General features: G+C 38.9%; 18 protein-coding genes and 1 pseudogene. 9 read left to right on the top strand and 10 right to left on the bottom strand.

Features of this window, described 5'->3' with window-relative positions; genetic code table 11:
* Nucleotides 1-15: 15 nt before the first annotated feature.
* From Q4534_RS00625 to Q4534_RS00615, 3 genes and pseudogenes are all read right to left on the bottom strand, one after another.
* On the bottom strand, nt 16-822 hold the full coding sequence (locus Q4534_RS00625) for an alpha/beta hydrolase family protein (protein WP_303611226.1): 807 nt from the start codon (nt 820-822) through the stop codon (nt 16-18).
* Between the two features lie 13 nt (nt 823-835).
* A pseudogene (locus tag Q4534_RS00620) lies at nt 836-1,954 on the bottom strand (Zn-dependent alcohol dehydrogenase).
* 108 nt (nt 1,955-2,062) lie between these two features.
* Nucleotides 2,063-3,265 (bottom strand): family 43 glycosylhydrolase, encoded by a 1,203-nt coding sequence (locus Q4534_RS00615; RefSeq protein ID WP_303611225.1) that lies wholly within the window; start codon nt 3,263-3,265, stop codon nt 2,063-2,065.
* 288 nt (nt 3,266-3,553) lie between these two features.
* Here Q4534_RS00615 and Q4534_RS00610 point away from each other — a divergent pair, with 288 nt between their 5' ends.
* Complete coding sequence (locus Q4534_RS00610; protein ID WP_303611224.1) at nt 3,554-3,997, top strand: DoxX family protein; 444 nt, start codon at nt 3,554-3,556, stop codon at nt 3,995-3,997.
* Nucleotides 3,998-4,298: 301 nt separating this feature from the next.
* On the opposite strand, the gene Q4534_RS00605 is transcribed toward Q4534_RS00610, so the two are convergent.
* From Q4534_RS00605 to Q4534_RS00590, 4 genes are all read right to left on the bottom strand, one after another.
* Nucleotides 4,299-5,069: an SDR family oxidoreductase gene (locus Q4534_RS00605; protein WP_303611223.1), complete on the bottom strand. Its 771-nt coding sequence runs from the start codon at nt 5,067-5,069 to the stop codon at nt 4,299-4,301.
* A gap of 710 nt (nt 5,070-5,779) precedes the next feature.
* Nucleotides 5,780-6,796 (bottom strand): zinc-binding dehydrogenase, encoded by a 1,017-nt coding sequence (locus Q4534_RS00600; protein ID WP_303611222.1) that lies wholly within the window; start codon nt 6,794-6,796, stop codon nt 5,780-5,782.
* A gap of 192 nt (nt 6,797-6,988) precedes the next feature.
* Nucleotides 6,989-8,029, bottom strand: a complete 1,041-nt coding sequence (locus tag Q4534_RS00595; protein ID WP_303611221.1) for a sterol desaturase family protein — start codon at nt 8,027-8,029, stop codon at nt 6,989-6,991.
* A 92-nt stretch (nt 8,030-8,121) separates the two neighbouring features.
* Complete coding sequence (locus Q4534_RS00590; protein ID WP_303611220.1) at nt 8,122-9,198, bottom strand: amidohydrolase family protein; 1,077 nt, start codon at nt 9,196-9,198, stop codon at nt 8,122-8,124.
* Between the two features lie 332 nt (nt 9,199-9,530).
* On the opposite strand from Q4534_RS00590, the gene Q4534_RS00585 reads away from it, so the two are divergent.
* On the top strand, nt 9,531-12,230 hold the full coding sequence (locus tag Q4534_RS00585) for a discoidin domain-containing protein (RefSeq protein WP_303611219.1): 2,700 nt from the start codon (nt 9,531-9,533) through the stop codon (nt 12,228-12,230).
* Between the two features lie 421 nt (nt 12,231-12,651).
* Here the strand turns inward: Q4534_RS00585 and Q4534_RS00580 are convergent, their stop codons facing one another.
* Both Q4534_RS00580 and Q4534_RS00575 read right to left on the bottom strand, forming a co-directional pair.
* Nucleotides 12,652-13,659 carry a metallophosphoesterase gene (locus Q4534_RS00580; RefSeq protein WP_303611218.1) on the bottom strand — a complete coding sequence of 336 codons (1,008 nt, stop codon included), beginning with the start codon at nt 13,657-13,659 and terminating at the stop codon, nt 12,652-12,654.
* 102 nt (nt 13,660-13,761) lie between these two features.
* A complete protein-coding gene (locus tag Q4534_RS00575) occupies nt 13,762-14,394 on the bottom strand; it encodes a pyridoxamine 5'-phosphate oxidase family protein (RefSeq protein ID WP_303611217.1) in 633 nt (210 codons plus the stop codon).
* A 256-nt stretch (nt 14,395-14,650) separates the two neighbouring features.
* Between Q4534_RS00575 and Q4534_RS00570 the strand changes: the two genes are divergently transcribed.
* The 4 genes from Q4534_RS00570 (at nt 14,651) to Q4534_RS00555 (ending at nt 17,754) form a co-directional block, all read left to right on the top strand.
* The gene (locus Q4534_RS00570; protein WP_407933564.1) at nt 14,651-15,097 is read left to right on the top strand and encodes a Fur family transcriptional regulator; all 447 of its coding nucleotides are present in this window, start codon (nt 14,651-14,653) and stop codon (nt 15,095-15,097) included.
* A 436-nt stretch (nt 15,098-15,533) separates the two neighbouring features.
* Nucleotides 15,534-16,133, top strand: a complete 600-nt coding sequence (locus Q4534_RS00565; protein WP_303611216.1) for a hypothetical protein — start codon at nt 15,534-15,536, stop codon at nt 16,131-16,133.
* Nucleotides 16,134-16,362: 229 nt separating this feature from the next.
* On the top strand, nt 16,363-16,779 hold the full coding sequence (locus Q4534_RS00560) for a hypothetical protein (RefSeq protein WP_303611215.1): 417 nt from the start codon (nt 16,363-16,365) through the stop codon (nt 16,777-16,779).
* A gap of 111 nt (nt 16,780-16,890) precedes the next feature.
* Complete coding sequence (locus tag Q4534_RS00555; RefSeq protein WP_303611214.1) at nt 16,891-17,754, top strand: SDR family NAD(P)-dependent oxidoreductase; 864 nt, start codon at nt 16,891-16,893, stop codon at nt 17,752-17,754.
* Here Q4534_RS00555 and Q4534_RS00550 read toward each other — a convergent pair.
* A complete protein-coding gene (locus tag Q4534_RS00550) occupies nt 17,751-18,545 on the bottom strand; it encodes an SDR family oxidoreductase (protein WP_303611213.1) in 795 nt (264 codons plus the stop codon). The genes Q4534_RS00555 and Q4534_RS00550 overlap by 4 nt on opposite strands.
* A 117-nt stretch (nt 18,546-18,662) precedes the next feature.
* Between Q4534_RS00550 and Q4534_RS00545 the strand changes: the two genes are divergently transcribed.
* From Q4534_RS00545 to Q4534_RS00535, 3 genes are all read left to right on the top strand, one after another.
* Nucleotides 18,663-19,124 (top strand): DUF1456 family protein, encoded by a 462-nt coding sequence (locus tag Q4534_RS00545; RefSeq protein WP_303611212.1) that lies wholly within the window; start codon nt 18,663-18,665, stop codon nt 19,122-19,124.
* A 28-nt stretch (nt 19,125-19,152) separates the two neighbouring features.
* Nucleotides 19,153-19,941, top strand: a complete 789-nt coding sequence (locus Q4534_RS00540; RefSeq protein ID WP_303611211.1) for a polysaccharide deacetylase family protein — start codon at nt 19,153-19,155, stop codon at nt 19,939-19,941.
* 308 nt (nt 19,942-20,249) lie between these two features.
* Nucleotides 20,250-21,275 carry a sugar kinase gene (locus Q4534_RS00535; RefSeq protein WP_303611210.1) on the top strand — a complete coding sequence of 342 codons (1,026 nt, stop codon included), beginning with the start codon at nt 20,250-20,252 and terminating at the stop codon, nt 21,273-21,275.
* Nucleotides 21,276-21,290: the final 15 nt, after the last annotated feature.

The following is a 21,290-nucleotide window of genomic DNA, read 5'->3' as shown; positions in this document are numbered from 1 at the left end:
AGCCATTTAATTCTATTATTTATTCACACAGTTTCGATCAAAAAATCTTAAGGTGCTTTCCAAGTGCCTCTGCCAATAAGGCCATTCATGTGCTCCTTCAAATTCCTCATAAACATGAGATACACCCAATTCCAGTAATTGAGCATGTAATAAGCGATTGCCTTCAATCAGCTCATCCCCTTTACCACAGTCAAAGCGTAAGGCAGGAATAGTTTTGGGATTTTTTCTTATAGAATCAATCACATCGTTATTCTTATGCATTAAATCATAAGCATTCAAAGGCTCTTCAACAAAAGCCTCCATCTCAGAAAATTTGGTGATGGCACTGTGTGCAGAGATGGCCTTGAAAACTTCCGGATATTCAGCTCCCATCCTTAAAGCACCATAACCTCCCATAGATAAGCCAGCTATTCCAAGTGGAGATTTCTCACTTGCAGGGGGAATATTCTCATAAACAGCTTTTGGCACATCTGATACGATCCATTGCTCAAAATCTCTGTTATTATGCCCTAGATAACCTGATCCATCTCCCCAGAGCCCATCTGAAGGCATGGCCAGAATAGCAGGTTTAATTTCACCGGAAGCCATCATCCTTTTGGCTGTTTGATGAGCGCCGCCCTTCATTGCCCAAACCCATGAACTCCCATAAACACCATGGAGTAAAATATAAATGGGCAGATCGGCAAGTATCTCCGTTCCATCAGGAATAAATAAACAAATGTCTCCCCTACCTTTCAGGTTTGGTGTTTTGACAGTGAGGAAGCGCAAACCATCTTTCTCAAAAGCTTTGTCTGACAATTCACTGGTTCTGAAACTACTCATAGAATAGGCTAAATTAATTAAATACAATAACTCCTTTTGCGTTTTTCCCTGCAAGCATGTCGTCAAATGCTTGTTGTAAATTCTCAAGCGGATATTCCCGTGTGATCATCTGATCCAACATCAAATCACCCTTTTTGTAAAGTTTCATGATTTTTGGAAAATCGATCTGAGGTCTACATTTCCCATAAAGAGGATTAATATAGACTTTGTCCCATTCAAATAGCCTCATGTCAATGCTTATTTCTTCCTCAATTCCACTCACCTGCACCGCTGTCCCGGCATTCCTAACCATGGCCAAAGGTGCGGCACCCAAGGCAGGAATGGCCGTACACTCAAAAGAATAATCTGCACCTCGACCTCCTAATAATTCTTTTACTTAATTAGCCGCCGACAATAAACCTATATCCTCCTTGTCTGCTAAAATGGTATCAGTCGCACCGAATTTTCTTGCCAGTTCCAATTTGGTAGGGCTAATGTCTACTGCGATAATTTTCGCCGCTCCTGAAATTTTACAGGCGTTGATCACGTTCAGTCCAACTCCCCCGCAACCTAAGACCACCGCTGAACTTCCTGCTTCTAGCTTTGCCGCATTGACAACAGAGCCAAAACCTGTCATTACACCGCAACTCACTATGCTTGCTGCCGAAAAATTAAGTTCAGGCTCATCCACTTTCACCACTGCCGCCTCTTTCACAAGGGCATACTCACTTAGGGTCCCAAGATTAAATGAGCGCTCAATGCTTTTTCCATTCCATTGGCTACTCTCAAGCTTGGCATGCCCGGGGGTATGTCCATTTGCTCCGGCTACAACCGGTGAATTGTTCTCACAAATGTGCTGATTCCCCTCCTGACATTGAAAACAATGCATGCAAGGGGTTGCCCAATTCAGAATCACCTGATCCCCTACTTTGAGCGCTTGTACAGCCGATCCAATTTTTTCTACGATCCCTGCCCCTTCATGGCCCATCACAAGCGGCTTTCCCCAATTGAGTGAATCATAATCTGTATGGCAAAGTCCTGCAGCCTTTATTTTAATTAAGACTTCGTCTTCTTGAGGATCAGACAGGTTGACCTGAGCAATAATAAAAGTCCTGTCCCCTTTGGCTACGGCACTTTTTGAAGTAATTGACATGGTGAGTTCGTTTTGGGATAATAGTAAGGATAAATCTAGTGGTAAAGATAGCAGTCCAAATAAAAAATCTTTATTAACAACTGTTAAATCCAGTACCTCTATGTGCGATTATTCCCCCTTGGCTTTATGGGAAGTTCTTCTGGCTGAAGAAAAACGCATGATACTTTGGTAATCGGAGTTATTGTAAATATGTGACAGCCCCCATCGAAGAATTTCTGTAGGTTCTTTTTCTGTATCCGCACTGCGATTCAAGCCAATGGCATGAGGAGCTCCTTTGATGGAGGACATAATTTCAAAGTTGATACCATCAGGGGCCCATTGAATGGTGTTTTTCTCCGGGCCATCTGTAGTGATAAGGGAAGCTATACCACCATTGTACGGCCAAACACATATCTCATGTCCACTATTACTGATAGGGTTGTAAGGAGATTTAATATAGGGTCCTTTGGGATGGTCTGCAATTGCTACTCCATGTCGAATCTGTCGACCTCCAAAAGTGATCTCCTCCCCCATTTGTTCCCCTTTGTAATAAAGGTAAAACTTGCCTTTATAGGGAAGAATGCATGGGTCATGGACTTTATGACTGTCAAAGTCCCCTTTTTTCTCTACAGCAAACCTATCCTGTTCTTCCCCTTTCCAAATGCCATTGTCTGCCGGACTCAATATAGGTTCTTCACTTTTGGTCCAAGGGCCATCAGGTGAATCAGACCAGGCTAGTCCAATTTGATTTTTTACCCGCACATTGTAGGGAGATTTCACTGTTTGGTAGGTCAGGTAATACATATCCTCATGCTTCATGATCTCCACAGTGAATACCGAACGATCATCATAGGTTCCTTTTTCCCCTCTGCCTACTGCCATTCCTTCTTCCTTCCAGGTCCAACCATCTTCTGAAGTCGCGTACCAGATATCACATCTATCCCAAGGGAATACTTTGTCTTTTTCGATGTCCCCGGCAAACCCATCCGTTGGTCCGGTACTTTTGGAGTACCAAACATAGTATTTACCATTTTCAAAAATCATGGCACTTGGGTCTCTCCGAACCACCCCTTCTTCATAGGCCAGATCTCCTTTTAAGGGCTGTAATTTTGAGAATTCTATAAACCATTCATTCCCTATATCCGGCCAGTTCAGTGCCCGCTTGGAGGCGGCACTTAAATGTTCCGCATTGGTAATCCCCAATTTATCCATCTCCTCCGGGCTGACGGTAATTTTAGGGTTAGTTTCCTGGCTTTCAGATTCTGGTGTAGACTGACATGATTGAAATAAAACAATACTTAAAGCACAATAGATAAGTAATTTAAATTCCATATTTAATTATTTTAGGGCTGTACCAATTGTTAATTTAAAATAAAACTGAAATTGTACGGCTTTAATTTACACTTATTTATTTGGTCAAAAAAAAATCTAGAATTATATCGAGGTTTTCCCATAATATTACCGATTTAATCAAATTCTCGCCAAGTGATAGATTGCATACTTTCACCCCGAAAAGGGATATTAATTCGAAATAAACCTCCATAGAATTATCACTCGATTTAAAGAAACATTTGCCGGTAAAAAATCGTATACACCTATGAACCCAAAATTTAATGTGCCATGGACACCATTCATAGAATAGAACATTGGGCAGATTTACATCATCCAAAGTGGATCGATTTTTTTCGAGTTGCCTTAGGATTATTTATTCTTTATAAGGGTATTTTATTCATCTCCAATACAGATGCTCTTATGAACCTGATACGAGAAGCTGATATCAGTTTTTTCCATATGGCATTGGCCCATTACGTTTCCTTTGCTCATTTGGTCGGGGGGCTTTTAATAGCAATGGGCTTGCTGACAAGATTGGCTGTAATCATTCAAATCCCCATATTATTGGTCGCTGTTTTCTTTGTAAACATTGAACAAGGTTTCTTTTCGGTTTCTAATAACCTTGAATTTGAGATTTCACTGATGGTACTCCTACTGCTGTTTGTATTTTTGATCTATGGATCTGGAAAATTTTCGGTGGATAATTTCATGAAAAACCACCCTCATTGGTAAAACATATATATTCCCCAGACCAAGTGTATTTTGCAACTACTCCTAGATTTGGTAAGAACTAAAATTACTTCCGACACCAAGGTAAAACAGCCTTACAACCCTAAGTAATTTCTAATTCTTTGCCAATCAACATTTTGTAGGTATGGGAGAAGCCCATCAAATAAGAGATCAGGAATTGCCTTATTTCCTTACTTTTTAGGTGGTAGGTTGGGCAGCTATTTTTACTAGAAAAAGAAAAAGACTTGTGCTGTAAACAAGTCTTTTCTTACTTAAATATCAATTCAAAAGGAATTTTTATTCACTACCTTCCCATCCAGCCGCCATCTACCAACATCGTGGTACCATGCATATAAGATGCAGCCTCAGAACATAAGAATACGGTAGGCCCGGCAAAGTCTTCCGGCTTGCCCCAACGGCCCGCAGGGATCCTTCCAAGAATACTGGCCGATCTTTCCGGATCATTGCGAAGTGCTTCTGTATTGTCTGTTTCAATATAACCTGGAGCAATGGCATTAACATTCACTCCTTTGCCTGCCCATTCATTGGCAAATGCCATGGTCATCTGTCCTATAGCCCCTTTACTTGCCGCGTAACCGGGTACGGTAATGCCTCCCTGAAAAGTTAATAAGGAGGCAGTAAATACAATTTTACCCGCTCCCCTGTTCACCATGTCTTTACCAATTTCCCTAGTAAGGATAAATTGGGCATTTTGGTTTACTTCGATGACTTTGTCCCACATTTCATCAGGGTGCTCAGCAGCCGGTTTTCTAAGAATGGTGCCTGCATTGTTGATAAGGATATCTATTACAGGAAAATCTTGTTTGACCTCAGAGATAAAGCGATAAAGTGCTTTTCTATCACTAAAGTCACAGGCATAACCTTTAAAGGTCTTTCCCAAGGCTTTTACTTCCTGTTCCACTGCACTGCCTGAGGTTTCGAGGCTGGCACTTACGCCAATGATATTCGCACCTGCTTCTGCCAAGCCTATGGCCATGGCCTTGCCTATCCCTCTTTTGCAACCGGTTACCAAAGCTGTTTTACCTTCTAAACTGAAAGAATTCAATACTGACATTTCAAATTGTTTAAATGTTAAAATTTCTAATACCTCAATACAGGTAATTTCGTGATGATTTTGTCAGTATTGTTGCAGAAAAAAAGCAACAATACCGCCAAAATCAAGATATGCTTATTCTTTTATACCAAGGGCTTTCACCCTTGGCTGTGATATGACGCCCCGTTGGGGCTTGGTGAGGTCTAATGAAATAACCCCCAACCCCAGTAATAAATAATCCTTGTAATTTTATCAACATTGTTGCAGAAAAAAGCAACAATATCGCCAAAATCTAGCTGTGAATATTCTTTTATACCAAGGGCTTTCACCCTTGGCTGTGATATGGCGCCCCGTTGGGGCTTGGTGAGGTCTAATGAAATAATCCCCAACCCCAGTAATAAGTAATCCTTGTAATTTTGTCAACATTGTTGCAGAAAAAAGCAACAATACCGCCAAAATTTAGCTGTGCTTATTCTTTTATACCAAGGGCTTTCACCCTTGGCTATGATATGACGCCCCGTTGGGGCTTGGTGAGGTCTAATGAAATAATCCCCAACCCCAGTAATAAGTAGGCGTTATGATTTTGTCAGTATTGTTGTCTAAAAAAAGCAACAATACCGCCAAAATCAAGGTCTGGTTTTTTTCCTCTGTCTATGGGGTAAAACCCATGGCTACCAATTAAATCCTGGATATTTGAGCAAGAAAGATGGAAGATAATGTTGAATTTTATTTTATAGCTGGCAATCCATTAATACTTTCAAACCTGAAGGGTTTTTATCGATGGACTCAAAAACCTGCTGGATATTGCTCAAAGGTTGCACATCGGTAATCATTTTTTCAAAAGGAAGTTCATTGGCAGTAATCAGCGCAATGGCTTTCTCGTAATCTTCCTTTTCATACACCCTTGCCCCTATTAGCTTCAACTCTTTCCAAAAGAACTTGAAAAGGTCTACCGGTTTCTTCTCCCCGTGAATGGCCACCATTACAATTCTTCCTCGTATCCCTGCCAATTCGGTCATAACATCTAATGCAGGCTGCACACCTGCTACTTCAAAAACCACATCTGCCAGTTTACCTTCTGTTTGCTCCCGCACCAATTCAACAATATCCGTTTTGGTTGGATTCACTGCCTGCAGTCCAAATTCAGCCGCTTTTTTTATTCTGGTCTCATTGACCTCAGAGATAATCACATTTGCACCGGTATTCTTAGCGACCAAAGCCACCAATAAACCTATTGGCCCACCACCTAGCACTACGGCAGTTTCTCCAGGTACCAAACCACTCATTTTCACATCATGCACAGCCACTGACAATGGTTCAATTAGGGCCGCTAATTTCAAGTCAGTTTCAGGTTTCAGCTTGTGTAATACAAATGCCGGAACATTCCAATATTGCTGCATGGATCCCGGACTGTCAATGCCTATAAACTTAAGTTCTGCACAGATATGGTTATAGCCTTTATCAGATGGTTTTACTAACCTGTCATCCAAAGGCCTAACAACTACTTTTTCACCTATTGAGTATTCACTGACATTTTCGCCAACGGCATCTATGGTCCCTGACATTTCGTGCCCTATGGTTTGTGGCATAGCCACCCGCTTGTCCATCATGCCATGATAAATATGCACATCGGTACCACAAACACCGGTGTAAGCTACCTTTATGCGTACTTCATCCGCTTTGGGGGCTTCCATATTTTTATCGATTACAGAAAAAGTGCCATTCCCTTTATAAACTGTTGCTTTCAAAATAGTATAGGTTAAATTAAAATTTCTTTGTTAATTATGATATAAAGCAATCTTTAGAATGCTTAAAAATCAGGGGCAATTTATGACCCTATAGGATCTCATAAGTACAACGTATCATTCCTTTTTGGGTTTTTAAGGATATTATCCCATCCAAAAATAATGCTATGCTAGGTTTGTACAAGGTATAACTTATCAGGCAGAATGCTTGTCCTTTAGTTGAGAGTCACTGTTGGTCAACTTTTTTTCAGCCACCTGCGATTGTAAATAATCAGCCCTCAACTTGCTAGCCAATTGGTATTCGCCAGAATGATGCCATCCCGGAGGTTTGACCATGTACAATAACTTGTTTTTCCAGCCGGGAGCATTAATAATATCCTTGTAAAGGGCTATAAATTCGCCAAAATAGACGTCCATAAAATTCCCCGAATCCATTTCCCGGGTAATCCCATATTCAATTTCAACATTTTCGTCCTCATCCTGAAAAGTGCCAAAAATTTTGTCCCATATAAGCAATAGATTACAGAAATTCGTGTCCATGTATAGCGGATTTTTAGCATGATGCACCCTGTGGTGGGATGGGGTAAGGATTAACTTGTTGAGAAATCCCATTCTCCCGTCCTTCATCAAATTTTCACCTACATGAATAAAAGCACCATAAGTTCCATCTATTAACATAATTGCAAACAACATTTCAGGTGGAACACCCATGAGTATACACACTGAAGTACGTATCGTGTCAGCATAAGGTGCTTCAAGAAAGAAATGCGCATAAGTAACTGAAAGGTTCATGTCCTCCGGTGCATGATGTGTAGAATGAAGGCACCAAAACAACCGGACTTTGTGACCCCAATAATGGTAAAGAAAATGTGCAAACTCCCAAACTATATAGCCATAAATAAACCAATACCAGGTAAGTTCCGCATGGAAAATCGCGTAGGGTTCTAACAAGCCTATGAGTAATACCACCATGGCAATGGCGATAAACCTACCGACAACCCTATTGAAAACATAAATCAGGAAATTGACTTTATAAACCTTTGTTTGGGGTTTTTTATAAATCAAACTTAAAGCCAATTCCAACAAGACCAGTAAAGGAATAATAGGAAAGATCAAAGAAGTGATACCGTCGTAGGTTTTAAAGGCTGCATAGTCCCCGGAGCTTAAAATCTCCATCAATCTGTCGATTCCTAAAAATCCTGTTATTTCACTGAGTAAATTGTATACAAATTCCATTAAATTAATAGGTGATCAAGGTTAAAAGATGGTGAATGAACTTTACTTTAATATTTTCCAATCCTATACCATCTACATTGGGTTATAAATAATTATGGTTTTAAGGCAAACCAGGTATTGGCATTTTTATAATAAATCTTGTCAATAACTTCTTTTGGCAATTGAATGCCTTGAAATGGTGAATTAATTAAGTCACTTTCCATCATGTTGTCAGTGGCAAAATATTCCCAATCCCTTTTCCAAGTATCTTCCATTCGGTTGACCAGCTCTTCTTTGGTGATTGTTCCATTGTCTGCCAAGTCTGTTCCATACATGATCCTGTCCTGGTATTTGATAAAGAAGTCCCTGACTTTTTCTCTATTTTCAACTGTTTGATAAAATACTTGCCCCATTCTTGCCGCAAGGCCTATACCCATATTGGGAAATTTTTCAAATCTTGCCGCCAAAGAGTCTACACTGTATTCAAGACTTCCCATATGAGCCCCAACAAACCTTAAATCAGGGTGTTTTTCAAGCATCTTATCCCTACTGGCAATAATTTCCTCGTGGGAAGGCATTTCAGGGTGTTTGTACATATGGTATTCCGGGTGTTTCTCAAAATAGGTTCTGTCATTATTGGTTGTCATTTCCTCCAAAGGAAGCCAGCAATTTTTTGGTTCTCCCAAATGCCCCAACAATGTCTTTCCACTTTGCTGTATGTGGTCAATTATAGGATCAAATTTCTCATCATCGATTGTAATTAGATTACCGGCAGAATCCCTTGAAACCATGCCTATGTTTTTCCAGACCTTCACTCCCACTGCTCCTTCATTAAAACAACTGTCAAGCCATGAAATTACCCTACTCTCCCAAGCAGGATCATCCCAGTCCGAGACCGCAAAGGCAGTAACCAAATCTACTGTTTCCGGGTTTTGTTCTTGTTGGTTCTTGCCATGATTGTACTTAAAGTAAACATCCTCCCAGCCTTTATTAATCTCTAGTGCAACATCTAATAAGTGAAAGTTATCCGCTTTGGCTTTTTCCACAAAAGTAGGTCTGTCTGCCGTGATATGGATATGGATGTCGGTCTTTTTGACCGATTGATAATCCTCCAATGAATAATTAGAATTCTTCTCCGCACAAGAGGCAAATATTGCCAATGAAGACACTATAGATAAGAACTTTTTCATTTCTACTATATAAAAACTTTCAGTCGATAAATTAGGAAAAGGTAAATTCCGGGCCCGATTTAGTAAATCAAAACATTGACCCTATGGGGCAAACCTTAAGCCTTCAATGCCCCAAATGAAGGGTACTAATCCGCTTAATTTGGCATAATTTAAAAGAAATAATTACCAGTAAGAAAAAAACGGTGAAAAATAATTTTTTAAACCCCTATTTATTTAAAAAAATAGTATACTTTGTCGCTCTAAATTTTAATCAAAACCATATGTTCTTTGATTAAATAAGCTTATCATCAGAACCTATACACTTTTAAGTAAGTGTAGCAAATTTAATTTTAATGCACTTTTCCGGAAAATCATTCCAATACCTATTGGTTGCTGCTGCACTCCTATCCAGCTGCAAACAAGAAAGGCCTTATACAGAAATCTCACCCTTAGAAAGAATGGATCCGAAACGGATGGAAGCTCCCTTTCCGGAGGTGCCTATACCTGAATCTGCAGACCTAACTTCTCCCAGATGGAATGGTATTGACCTTAGTCCAATTGCTCCATTGAACCCTCTATCAGCTTCTGATGAACAAAAGACTTTTGTTTTACAGCCGGGTTATTCCATGACACCCATCCTAACAGAACCCCTGATCAAAGAACCTGCAGCCATACAGTTTGATGGGAATGGAAGGATGTATGTACTCGAATTAAGGAGTTATATGCAAGACATAGATGCAGTTGGTGAATTATTGCCCACCAGTCAAATTTCCAGATGGGAAGACAAAGACAATGATGGTATTTATGAAGATGGGGTGGTCTTTTTAGACAGCTTGGTTTTCCCGAGGTTTGTTGTCCCCTTTGGGCCGGGTACCATCTTATCCATGGAGTCCAATGAAGACAATGTGTACAAATACACAGATACTGACAATGACGGCAAAGCAGACAAAAAAGAACTGTTTGCTACCGGACTGGGCAGGTCTGGCAATGTAGAACACCAAACCAGTTTCCTTACTTGGGCCATGGACAATTGGATGTACAGTACTTATAACTCCAAAAGAATCCGTTGGACACCTGATGGGGTAATTCAAGAACCTACGGGAAACCCCTATGGGCAATGGGGTGTGACCCAGGATAACTATGGACAAGTATGGTTTCAAGATGGTGCAGGTGGTGTACCTAGAAATTTTAACTTCCCAATCGTTTATGGCAACTACGCTGTAGAAGAACAATTTCAAAAGGATTTTAGGGTTCCTTTCAGTTTGGTAAGATTAGCTGATTTTGAGCCGGGAATGAGAGAAACAAAACCGGATGGCTCATTAAATAATGTTACTGGTTCGGCGGGAAATGATGTCTTTAGGGGTGACAGATTACCCAAAGCGTTGGTAAATCAATATTTTTATGGGGAACCTGTAGGCAGAATAGTTAGGCAGGTTTATTCAGAGAAAAAGGAAGGAATTACCTCTATTCAAAACCAATACTTAGACATAAAGTCTGAGTTTATACAATCCACAGACCCTTATTTCAGACCTACAGATATGGCTACAGCCCCTGATGGTACCATGTATATTGTAGACATGTATCGCGGTATTATTCAGGAAGGAAACTGGACGCAAGAAGGAAGCTACTTGCGCACCAAAATTCTTCAGTACCAAATGGATGATGTAATTGAAAACGGAAGAATATGGCGGGTATCTTATGAGGGAATGGAAAGAGACAAAACCCAGCCGAAAATGTTTGAGGAAAGTGCAGCAGCACTTGTCAAGCATTTGGAACATCCCAATGGCTGGTGGAGAGACAAAGCCCAACAACTCCTAATTCTGCGACAAGACCAGTCAATAGCGGCAGACTTGGTGAAAATGGCTCAAAGTTCAGACAATGAACTGGCTAGAATTCATGCGCTGTGGACTTTGGAAGGTTTAGGTCTTCTTAAAAAAGAATTGGTGTTGGATTTCCTAGCAGATAAAAGTGTAAATATCCGAATCCAAGGCTTGAGGGCAGGTGAAACCTTGTACAAATATGGAGAGAAAAGTCTCGAAAAATCATATATAGAAATGACAGCAGATGCTGATCCATCTGTAGTCATTCAGGCTCTGCAAAGTGCTTATTTTTTAAAAATCACCGATTATGAGGACTTGTTAAAAAAATTGGAAGCATCAAACCCTGCCAAGGGTGTACAATTGGTAACCAAACAACTATTAGAAAAAATTGATGAAGCCAAAAAATTGGCAGAAACGCAATACTCACCTGAAGAACTTGTTTTGTTTAACCAAGGGAAAACGATATTTGATAGTTACTGTGCCACTTGCCATGGAGTCAAAGGACTTGGAACACCTACAGGTGCAGCCGGCGGACAATTGATTGCTCCGGCCTTCTCAGGTTCTCCACGAATTCAAGGCCACCCGGAATACATCGTAAAAACCCTTCTTCATGGCTTAACCGGTGCCATAGAAGGCAAAGAATACGAAGGTGTAATGATTGCCATGAGTAGCAATGATGACCAATATATCGCTTCCGTAGCCTCTTATATTAGAAATGAATTCGGAAATTCAGGAAGCTTTGTAACTCCCGAATATGTAGCAAAAATCCGTAAAGAAACCGAACAAAAGGATGGAAATTACCAATACGATGCATTGCTTGCTGAAGTACCAAAAGCACTTGCCCCACAGGACAACTGGAAGGTAACTGCCAGCAGTACTTCATTACAAGGAGTGGGATCCACTAGAGACCCGGCTTATGTATTTGGTTTTAAAGGTTGGAAAACGGATGGAAACCAAAAGAATGGCAGCTGGTTTCAAGTAGCGTTACCTCAAGCAGTTGCACTTACAGAAATATTCTTTGAAACAGGCAATGATCAATACCCTAGAAAATACAAGGTATCCATTTCTAATGATGGCAATCAATGGACGGAAGTAGCTGAGCGAACCGGTGAAAATGGTGCCATAACCATTTCTTGGTCAAACAACACGAAAGCCAAATTCCTAAAAATTGAGAATTTAGAAGATGCTGACAAGCCTTGGAGCATGCGAAAATTAAATATCTACGCAAGATAAAAAATACAATGGTGGCAAATTAAGGGGCTTTCAGCTAAGATTTGTCACCATATTATTCTAAAAACGATTGTCATTTTTTTTCGGGTTATTAAGCCGAATGCTAAGACCCCGCCATTAACTTTTAAATCTTAAGATTTTGTCAGCATTGTTGCAGAATAAAAGCAACAATACCGCCAAAATCATGTAGTGCTCATCATTTTTTCACCAAGGGCTGACACCCTTGGCTAGGTTATTTCGCCCCCTTGGGGCTTTAAAATTCGGAATAATTAATCTTCATTTAATTTATGAGAATTTCTGTATTGAATAAAAGAGTAAGATGGGATTATTAATTAAGATTCTCTAACTTTTATCAGCCCAAATAGATCATTATTCAAAAAGATTAATCGCAATAGGTAATAAAAAATTGATTGCCTATTTCAAGTTAAAACTTTACCTTATAGTCCGATATTTCTGGTGTAGCTATACTTCCGTAAAGGTCTTCAGGCATTCCCAAATCATAGGGAGATGGTTTCATCCATGTACTCCTTACTCCTTCCACAATTAATTTACCTGAAAGATCCACCGTAACAAAGGCATACAATGGGTTTTCATAAGCAGCAATATGTGGTAGATTTGGATACTTTTCGTACGCTTCTTTGGGAAATCTATCCAAACTAGTATATTTTTCTCCTATCCATTGATAAGACATGCTATTGATTTCAATATAATCTATCCCGTTCAGGTGGCGGTGAAAATCGATATGATTATGCCCATTGAAGCAACAGATAACTTTCTCAGCCTGTGCTTCCATAATTTCCTGAAGTCGCAAACGATTATTTACCCCCCATTGATGGTGCCATAGACTTTGATGAGAAAGTACAATTGTGGGTAGTTTTGTAGCTTTTAGGTCGGCCTCAAACCATTCGATCTGTTCGTTATCAATGAAAGTTCGCATGGAACTATCCACATAAAAATTGGCATTTTTATAATCGATGAACTCCCCATCTTGGTATAAAAAATTGGCGTCTAATACAATAAAATGGATTCCTTTTATGTCATAGGAATAATAGGTTTTAGGCATACCCCAAAAATCCAACATTTCTTCCTTAGAATTTCGATCCATATCATGATTCCCAAGCACATGGTATTTTGGACCTTTGAAAGTGTCCCAGATGCCCATAAAATCTTTGTTTTTATTGTCCCCCATACAAAAGTCACCCAACTGAACAACCATATCCACTTCTTTGTCAATGGACTTCTCTATAAACGTTTCCAGTCGTTGGTTTGCATCAGGAATTAAATCTTTATGCACATCAGCCACCAATCCGAAACGCAATGTTTGGTTTTTTGTCTTATTCGTGGCATTGGCTTTAAAAGACAATGTAGTAAAAGGGAGACCGGTTAGAAAAGCCCCTGCTCCAAATTGATTCAAAAATTTTCTTCTGTTCATGAATTAGATAAATCGTTACATTAATATAGAAAGGCGGTCAAATCATCTTAATTGACAATATAAGGCCTACTCTTTAACTTAAAGTAAGTTTTTTGATTCTTATCAATACAATCTTTTTTTATAGCTCTCTTCCAATACGGTTTGTATTTCATCCTTAGAAAAATTTGAGCTATTGATATGATCAGCCAAAACTTTCGCCACCTTTGGGAGCTGTTCTTTCTCCGGCCAAGTTTCTGCTTGCCATAATTTAGACCTTAAAAAAGCTTTTGCACAATGAATGAAGCATTCTTCGACTTCTACAATAATTCCTACCTCCGGACATTTGCCATTAACTTCATATTTATTCAATAGGTCTTTGTCACGGCTTAAAATGGCCTTGCCATTGACCCGCAATGTTTCCTTTAATCCCGGAATGATAAATATCAATCCAATATGGGGATTGGAAAGTATGTTTACCAAGGAATCACAACGTTTATTACCTGGACGCTCCGGTAAAACAAGGTATTGCTCATCCAACACACCTACAAAACCGGCGGGATCACCTCTAGGAGAAACATCACAACTGCCGTTTTCATTGGCTGTGCTAATAAACAACATGGGAGATTTGGCAATAAAGTCTTTACAATGTTCATCAATGAAATTGATGGACTTTTTTTGCACCATCTCCCTAGGAAATCCCATCACCTCTCTCAACTCACCTATACTCTTGATTTGATTTTTAAACGTAACTTTCATTAAATTTTGGTTTACTTTCCCGGTGAAGGAATGGCTAGCTTTAGTATGGCTTCAAATGAATTTGTTCATTATGCATTCCAAACTAAATTTAAGAATAATTCCCTATTTATTGTCCATTAAAAGGAAGATAGGTTTTAGAATATTTTTAAAGGTTTTTATAGGAGGAAGTAATCCATCACCACAATAAAAAATGATTAAATTCATGAATTTTTAAGTGGAACTATTTGTGAAGAGATCAGCTTTTATTACCAGGTAAATGCCTGATCGAATAAGATCAAAAGCCAAAATATTTATGGGGCCTGAATTGGAAATAAAACTCGAAGAAAAAAGCATCAAACCAACTACCATGAGATTATTGGTATTAAAGAAATTGGTGGAATCAACGGTAGCAGTTAGCCTCAATGATCTTGAAAGCAAATTTGATCGGGCAGACAAAGCCACCTTATACCGAACCTTAAAAACCTTTGAAAAGAAAAAACTGATTCATAGTATTGAAGATGGCACCGGAGCTGTTAAATATGCATTATGTGAAGAAGGCTGTGCCTGCGAGCCCAAAGATCAACACACTCATTTCCATTGCATTAAATGCAATGAGACTTTTTGCCTTACCCAATCCAAAATCCCACAGGCCAACATCCCAACAGGGTTTAAAGCACTAAGTGTTAGCATGGTTTATCAAGGCGTTTGTGATAATTGCTCCTGACCAATTTCACCTTAGTTTTTCATTTTCCCAGCTTAAAATTTAAATCATTACGGCGCTAAATTCAATAAAAATGCCTTAAAGTCATTTACTTTTCAAAGTAGGAAATGCTATCTAACCCTCCTTAAATAAAAGGTCAAGATTCCATAACCTTACCTAATATACCCTTTGTAATTAACAAAAGGACAATGAATGACTATAATTCAAATAGGTTAACCCTTAGTCAGAACAGTAAACGCCGAGGCATTCCAAATTAAAGGAAATGTCCTAAATCCACTCTGCTTCTTAATCATCTAATCTCATTGATCCAAAACTTTAGTTACTATGGACTATAGTTTTAAAACTAATACAAATATTTTTCACCCTTGGCTATAAATTTTGAAAATTAAATCTTTAATATTGGGTTTTATTAGACTATTTTTAATTTAGAACTTTTACTATGCGTTTCAAAAGTACAATTATTGGAATGCCATTTTTGGCAATTATTTTAATTTCAAGCCTTAACCTGTCCTGTATTTCAGATGATAATGAGCCTGATGAAGGAGTGTGTGGGGGAAGTGATCATTTTCCCTATATGGAAGAAGGAAATCAATGGACCTACCAACTGGAATCATTTTTCATGGCCGATGCCGAGATGACCGTAACAATAGCCGAACCATTGGAACCGGGGAAATTCAAGGTATTGATTGACTCAGACCTAATTGATGAACAAATTGAAAACTTTTGGTATGCCTGTGGAGAAAATATTTCGCAGATGAATACCGCTACAGATGACCCTATAAATAATATTTTCAGAAAAAATGACCCTGCCATAGGGACCATCTGGGAAGGGAATAACAACAATGAGGTTGGAAAGTACGAAATCATTGATAAAAATGTGACGGTTACTACTGATGCAGGATCTTTTGTTTGTGATAAAATTACTTTTCATATTGAAGATGCTTTTAATGTAGATACCATTTATGAATCATCAAACTATGGAACGATTAAGTACGACGGGATATTTTTAAAATATGAATTATCCCAAAAGAACTTTTAAATAGTGCTATAGATAAAATAGAATTGGCATAAGTTCAGAAATACGGTTAGCTATTAACCATTCTATTTTGGGTGGTTTACTATGACTCGTTATAACTAAGAACAAATGGCACATTCTTTATGCCCATTTTTAAGATCCTTTGGCACCAATTTCCACAATAATTTAATTCGTATTCCCATGGTATTTAACTAAATTGGCTCATACGAACCAATTTTAAGAACAGCAAAAAATGGAGATCTTCAATACAAAATTTAAATGGGGTATTTTTCTGGGTATGCTCTATCTTTTGATGCCTGGTTTTAGTCAAGGACAAACCGATACCCTTTCTACTCCTTCAGATAGCATTATGATTACCATCATGATGAAACACCACCAGGATAAAAACATTGAAGAGTTAAGAGAGATCCGAAACAAAAATGGATTTTTAGAAAAATTCCCACCAGCTTCTGCTCGGGTTATCAATTGGTATGTAATGATGGGAATAGGTCAAGTGGTAACCCTCAAATTACCGGCCAGTGAACTAAGGAACCTCAATATTGCGGTGGAACAAAGTGTATGGGGCGCCTTCTCAACTGAGTTCTACCCCACCTACGATCTTTACCCTGTAATTAAGGAAGCAAAAGAAAAGCTAAACAAGAGTCAGTAAAGTTAAACTTAATTTAACTATTCTTATCCAACTGATTTACTATACGTTAAACCACTTGTTTTTAATGGTTAATGATGACATTAAAGAAAATTGAAGCTTAATGAAATCGAGATGAAAAATAAAATTTGCCTAATCACAGGGGCCAATGCAGGCATAGGATTTGAAACCGCCAAAGCACTTTCTGCAAAGGGTTTTAAAGTAATCTTAGTTTGCAGAACCAAAGAAAAAGCCCTAATGGCCATGGAAAAAATTCAGGCAGATCAGGCCAAGGCTGACTTGGATTATGCCATTGCCGACTTAAGTTCTCAAGCGGATATTAAGACCCTAGCCAAAAATATCCTCAGTCGTTATCCTATATTGGATGTGCTGATCAACAACGCCGGTAGTTGGTATTCCGATATGCAATTAACAGCAGATGGAATAGAACGACAATGGGCCATCAACCACCTTGCTCCTTTTCTTTTAAGCCATTTATTATTACCTCTGCTGGCAAAAGCAAATGACCCAAGAATTATCACGGTTAGTTCCGACTCTCATTTTCATGGGAAAATTCATTTTGAGGATGTCAATCTTACTAACAATTATCATGGCCTTCGGGCTTATGCACAGTCTAAGCTGGCCAATGTACTCTTTACTAAAGCTTTTGAACGGCTCAAACCGGATAAAAAAATTTCTATTTATGCAGTACAGCCAGGCCTAGTGAAAACAGATATAGGCTTAAAGCACACCTTTTCCTTTCATGGATTGATGTGGAAACTAAGAAGACTTACCGGAAAAACTCCTGCCCAAGGTGCAGCAACCTCTGTCTTTCTGGCATCAGATAATTCCGTAATAGGTGTTTCTGGTAAATACTGGGATAAATGCAAACCAAAAGCCACTTCCAATAAAGCCAACTCTATTACAGATGCTGACCGGCTTTGGACCTTAAGTTGTGAGCAATGTGGAATTGCTGATTATTTTGGAAATTTTTCTTAATGGGTACTGTATACCCTAAAAAGGCGCTCAAGCAATCGCATCTTTACGGCTGTTGGAAAAATACGGGATATTTTCACCAGTAGCCAATTGATTTTACCGGGTATTATAATGGTTTTACCTTTCAATAAACCATTTAATCCTATCTCAGCCACCTCATCAGGCATCAACACTACCAATTTTGCCCGTTTTCCATGTGCCTCCATCCTTTGCAAGCCTTCAGCATTGGTTACCACCGGTCCGGGACAAACCACAGAAACACTGACCGGACCATTTTTAAGCTCCTCTCTTAAGGCAAGACTAAAGGCATATACGAAATTTTTTGATCCGGTATATACTGCTTTATAAGGTAAGGGTAAATTGGCTTCCATGCTGCTCATATTCAAAATATAGGCTTTCTTTTGTTTTTTGAGTAGAGGCAGAAAATAATGACACATCCGAACCAGTACATTATTGTTCAGATTTATAATTTGTAGCTGTTTAACCAAGTCAATATTCTCAAACTTCCCTCCCGTTCCTATCCCGGCATTATTGATCAACATTTGAATAGAAAATTTATTTTCCTGACAAAAGGAAAACAATTTTTGAATGGCATTATCTTCCGTTAAGTCGATGTTAAAAAGGTGTACTTTTACAGTGTAAAGGGATAAAATATCCTTTTTCAGCTCATTTAGGAGATTGTCAGGTAAGGCCACTAAAATAAGGTTCATGCCTTTGGCAGCACAAGCCATGGCAAATGCCTTACCAATTCCCATACTTGCTCCGGTAATTAAGGTGAAGTTTTCCTCTTTCATAGGCTTAAGATAAAAAATCCGAATCAATTACTCCACTAATAATCGATTAGGAAATAAAATATCTTTTCACTGTGAAAATTTTAACCTTTTCATCCCCTTTGTTTATCTTTATGCCCTATGCAAAACAATGATGTGATAAGAAGTTTAAGGTACACCTTCGATTTCGGAGATGACCAAATGATTAAAATTTTCAGCCTTGCTGACCTTGAAGTAACCCGAGCGGAAGTGAGCGATTGGTTAAAAAGAGATGATGACCCGGAAGCAAAGCCTATTAGTGATTTTAAGTTGGCCGTCTTTTTAAATGGCTTGATTAATTATAAAAGAGGCAAAAAGGAAGGCCCACAGCCGGTGCCTGAAAGTAGGCTTACCAACAATCAAATCATTCGGAAAATAAAAATCGCACTCCAACTACAAACTGAAGATATCATTGAAATTTTAGCTTTGGCTGGGAGGAACATGAGCAAGCATGAAATAAGTGCTTTTTTTAGAAAACCCGATCAACACCAATACCGTCTTTGCAGGGATCAGGTATTAAGGAATTTTTTACAGGGGCTACAAAAAAAATTAAGGGCAGCTTAGAAAAGCAGCCCCTATTAAAGTATTTGATATGATAAAGGTTTTCTTGTCCTTGCTCCTGCTTTTGGCTTGCTTGCCCGGTATTAGCCAAGTTTTGAAGCAACCGATTCCGGACAAAACTTTGGTCTTGACCTTTGATGATGGGGTAGCCAGCCATTATTCCAACGTAGCACCTTTATTGTTGGAATATGGTTTTGGAGGAACCTTCTTTGTTTGTGAATTTCCTCCTAATTTTTCTGACAGTACACTTTATATGAATTGGCGACAGATTCAACAATTGGATAGGATGGGTTTTGAGGTGGCCAATCATACGCAAAACCATGCACCTGTAGGGAAATTATCTGAAGAAAAGATTCTACAAGAGATCAACTATATAGAAGAAAAATGCGATTCCTTGGGGATAAAAGTGCCCGTAGGCTTTGCTTACCCGGGTTATTCCATGAGTGAAACTGTACTGGAAGTTTTGGCCAAGAAAAATTATTTATTGGCCAGAGCCGGAGGAGAAAGGGTATACAAGCCATTAGAGGACCACCCTTATTTAATCCCAAGTTGGGCTACTGAGCCCGGAAATGAAAAGAAAATAATGGAAGCCCTAAAGCAGGCAAAGGATGGAAATATAGTGGTCCTTACAATTCACGGTGTACCGGACTTGGAACACCCTTGGGTAAATACCCCACCTGAAATGTTTAAAAGGTTTTTGGAATTCTTAAAGCAACACAATTATAATGTGATCTCTCTGGAGCAATTGACAGTGTATATTGATTTCAAAGAAGCAAGAAATCAACTCAAAGCCGACCTAAATAAACGGTTGAAAAACTAGGCTATCTAAAGGGAAAGGTCAAAATAAAAGGTATTTGTGGCACAAGTACGCAAAATGAATTCAAACCTGAAAACAGGTACCATACCTGTGAATCATTCCCCTACTTTCCTAGTCAAAAATACACCTAAATATATGTGATTGATAGCTAATTAGATGCTTTGTTGTTCGATAAATAGATTTGGTTTTTACAAAATAAAGCAGTAGTCTTGTCTTGAAAAGGGCTTTTTTATGTAAATTGCCCTTTAAATTTTTCTTTGTAGCTTTGAATTACAAGAATTTCATTTAATCATAAAATTTATACAACAATCATGTCCAAAAAAGTAGTTACTCTTGGTGAGGTAATGCTTCGCCTTTCTACCCCAGATTTTAAGCGTTTTGTACAAACTGATACATTTGACATAACCTATGGTGGTGGTGAAGCTAATGTAGCTGGAGCCCTTTGCAATTATGGGCTGGAAGGAACTTTCGTGACTAAGGTGCCTGACAATCCAATTGGCCAATCAGCCATCAATCATTTACGCAGGTATGGTGTGGACACACAATTTATTGCCAGAGGCGGAAAACGACTAGGAATCTATTTCCTAGAAACCGGAGCCTCTATGAGAGCTTCTCAGGTAGTATATGACAGAGCTGATGCATCCATTTCAGAAGCTGAAATTTCTGACTTTGATTTTGATAAAATATTTGATGGTGCTGTTTGGTTCCATACCACAGGTATCACCCCTGCTCTAAGTGACAAAGCTGCTGCTTTGACCGAAGCTGCCCTAAAAGCTGCAAAAGCAAAAGGTGTTACCACCAGCATTGACTTGAACTACCGTAAGAAGTTATGGAGCAAGGAGAAAGCCAAGGAGGTAATGACCAGACTTTGCCAATACGTAGATGTATGTATCGGAAACGAAGAAGATGCTGAAACCACTTTAGGCTTCCACAGCAAAGAAACTGATGTTACCAAAGGTGAGTTGAACCTTGAAGGATACAAAGATGTCTTCAAACAAATGAAAGAGAAATTTGGATTCAAATACATCGCTTCTACTTTAAGAGAAAGCTACAGTGCTTCTGACAACGGTTGGAGTGCTTTGGTATATGATGGTGACGAATTTTACCATTCCAAAAAATATGATGTAAGAATCGTTGACCGTGTAGGTGGTGGAGATTCATTTGCCAGTGGATTGATTTATGGTTTGATTCAAGAAATGGGACTAGAAGGTGCTACTGAATTCGCCGTAGCTGCTTCAGCATTGAAACATACCTTCCCTGGAGACATGAACCATGCAACACTTGCTGAGGTTGAAGTTTTAATGGGTGGAGATGCTAGTGGTAGAGTACAACGATAAAAACCACTCAATCTA

This window comes from Cyclobacterium sp. 1_MG-2023 (assembly GCF_030546805.1).
In the GTDB taxonomy this organism is placed as follows: domain Bacteria; phylum Bacteroidota; class Bacteroidia; order Cytophagales; family Cyclobacteriaceae; genus Cyclobacterium.
Note: the sequence above shows the minus strand (reverse complement) of the source record. Positions and strands in the feature narration are given on the sequence as shown.